The following is a 1,934-nucleotide window of genomic DNA, read 5'->3' as shown; positions in this document are numbered from 1 at the left end:
GAATTGGATGAAGAGTGCTCTGGTAGACCGTCGAGGTACGCCGCGAAGATTGCGGCTGAACTGGCCGAGCTAGGATCAACTAGTGAAAAGATAGAAATCTTCTTTTCGAGCGACGAGATTAGATCAGCGGAAGATTCGAGCATGAGTGATGTTGCTGAACTCTCATCGGGGAATGTTGTTTTCATCGATGCGACTGACCCCTAACAAGTCAAGGCAGCAAGGGCGCTTCGTGCCGGGACCCGCTAACGCGGGCCCCTGCTTGAAGCGTTAAATGCCAGTGACCGCAAAATCTAGTGCCGCAACGATTTCATCTCTAAGATGGCTGATGGATCCGATTGGCTCGCGCAGCATTTTTGCTGGCATGGATGCAATTTGGGGAACTAAAAGGAGTAGTTCCTCGCTTTCATATGAAATGGTTGGAGTAAGTCTTTTCATCTCTTCATTCTTAAATTCTGCCTTTCTCCCCAGCGGGACAACTATTCGAGTAGCAATCTCAGAAATGGTGTTACTTTGAATATCAACAATGTAGGGATAAGCTCGCCGACTTGTCTTGTTAGGGTTTGCGTAAACGTCAAACTGCCGCATCAGAACGCCCTATATTCCTCACCAAAACAACCGTGCTCTTCAATGAAATCGTTATATGCCCGGATGGCTTTTCGGTTCTCGGTAGCCCACTGCTCAGCGTTAGCTTGGGCTAGTTTGGCTTGCAGCGCCTGTTCCAGTGTCGCGGAAAGATTAATATTTAGCGCCCTGGATTTATTCAATAAGTCACTGTTTACGCTCAGGTTTGTAGGCTTTTTCGGGGCATCTGCATCAAATAGTTGCTCCATGGGTATTTCCTTTGAGTGGCCCGCGTTAAATTATGCGCACTCGAATGCGCATTGTAAAGCATTTAACAAGTCAAGGCAGCAAGGGCGCTTCGCGCCGGGACCCGCTAACGCGGGCCCCTGCTTGAAGCGTTAATGGGCTTCTGATGAAGAGCATTCCCAACCTAATAGTTGCTACCCTTCTCCTAATAGCGTTTGGAATGTCATTCTTTGAGTTTCGAATGAACCTGGAGGGTGAAACACTCTCTGAAGGAATTTGGGGCTCTTGGAGCTTTCTGTACGTTGTACTCGTCGGCACCTGGGTGCTTTATGACAAAAAGTCCGGAAACTTCGATAGGCCGTTTGATTTCGGCTTGTTTCTTTATCTATTTTTGCCAGTTCTCCTTCTCTACTACCTCATAAGAAGTAGGGGGCATGAAGGAGTAGTAACATACATGGGATTTTTCTCCATATACTGGTTACCAGAGTTTTTCGGGTTAGTTGCGTATGCCTATTACTACTAGCCGGCCCATTAACAAGGCAAGGCAGCAAGGGCGCTTCGCGCCGGGACCCGCTAACGCGGGCCCCTGCTTGAAGCGTTATGGTTAAGTCCCGATGCAAGAGCTAAATCGAGCAATATTTGAAGAGAATCTATCGGAGATTAATCGCATTCTAAACGCTGGAGTGGATATTGACGCGGTCGACTCGACAGGGAAAACGGCTTTGATGCAGGCTGTTGAACAAGAAAATATAAGATTTGTAGAACTTCTTATACATCATGGCGCATCTGTCAATTGCCCTGGCAACGATGGTTGGGCGCCTATACATCTTGCCGTGGATGTCTCTATTGATGGCACTGTACAGTCAAATGGCGTGCCTCATTCAGCACCAACTTCGATAATAGGCTACCTAATTGGCAAGGGCGCTGATCTACACCAGGAAACAGACTCAGGTGAAACCGCATATACAATTGCGAGAAAATATGAGAACAAAAAAATCACTGAGTATTTGAATAGTGCAAAACCATAACAAGTCAAGGCAGCAAGGGCGCTTAGCGCCGGGACCCGCTAACGCGGGCCCCTGCTTGAAGCGTTACGATTCGTGAACGCTCATCACCACATCGGAATA

5 protein-coding genes are annotated in these 1,934 nt (G+C 47.8%); 3 read left to right on the top strand and 2 right to left on the bottom strand.

All coding sequences use genetic code 11. The annotated features are described in order from the left end of the window. Nucleotides 1-204 (top strand): hypothetical protein (locus E4634_RS21735; RefSeq protein WP_206046977.1); only part of this gene is annotated, 204 nt, incomplete at its 5' end. A 63-nt stretch (nucleotides 205-267) separates the two neighbouring features. Here E4634_RS21735 and E4634_RS20890 read toward each other — a convergent pair. Both E4634_RS20890 and E4634_RS20885 read right to left on the bottom strand, forming a co-directional pair. Beyond that, nucleotides 268-585, bottom strand: coding sequence for a CcdB family protein (locus tag E4634_RS20890; RefSeq protein WP_135446631.1), 318 nt, complete (start codon nucleotides 583-585; stop codon nucleotides 268-270). Next, on the bottom strand, nucleotides 585-830 hold the full coding sequence (locus E4634_RS20885; protein WP_135446630.1) for a type II toxin-antitoxin system CcdA family antitoxin: 246 nt from the start codon (nucleotides 828-830) through the stop codon (nucleotides 585-587). Before E4634_RS20885 ends, E4634_RS20890 begins: the two co-directional genes overlap by 1 nt. A 143-nt stretch (nucleotides 831-973) precedes the next feature. Between E4634_RS20885 and E4634_RS20880 the strand changes: the two genes are divergently transcribed. Together E4634_RS20880 and E4634_RS20875 are read left to right on the top strand one after the other, a co-directional pair. Beyond that, on the top strand, nucleotides 974-1,330 hold the full coding sequence (locus tag E4634_RS20880) for a hypothetical protein (RefSeq protein WP_135446629.1): 357 nt from the start codon (nucleotides 974-976) through the stop codon (nucleotides 1,328-1,330). A 91-nt stretch (nucleotides 1,331-1,421) separates the two neighbouring features. After that, on the top strand, nucleotides 1,422-1,835 hold the full coding sequence (locus E4634_RS20875) for an ankyrin repeat domain-containing protein (RefSeq protein ID WP_135446628.1): 414 nt from the start codon (nucleotides 1,422-1,424) through the stop codon (nucleotides 1,833-1,835). The last annotated feature ends 99 nt before the right edge of the window (nucleotides 1,836-1,934 follow it).

It is taken from the genome of Mangrovimicrobium sediminis (genome assembly GCF_004745945.1).
Lineage (GTDB): Bacteria > Pseudomonadota > Gammaproteobacteria > Pseudomonadales > Halieaceae > Mangrovimicrobium > Mangrovimicrobium sediminis.
Note: the sequence above shows the minus strand (reverse complement) of the source record. Positions and strands in the feature narration are given on the sequence as shown.

What these genes read in the sequence shown, in the direction of transcription:
- E4634_RS20875 (WP_135446628.1), top strand. Translation starts at nt 1,422, where the DNA reads ATGCAAGAGCTAAATCGAGCAATATTTGAAGAGAATCTATCGGAGATT.
- E4634_RS20880 (WP_135446629.1), top strand. Translation starts at nt 974, where the DNA reads ATGAAGAGCATTCCCAACCTAATAGTTGCTACCCTTCTCCTAATAGCG.
- E4634_RS20885 (WP_135446630.1), bottom strand. Translation starts at nt 830, where the DNA reads ATGGAGCAACTATTTGATGCAGATGCCCCGAAAAAGCCTACAAACCTG.
- E4634_RS20890 (WP_135446631.1), bottom strand. Translation starts at nt 585, where the DNA reads ATGCGGCAGTTTGACGTTTACGCAAACCCTAACAAGACAAGTCGGCGA.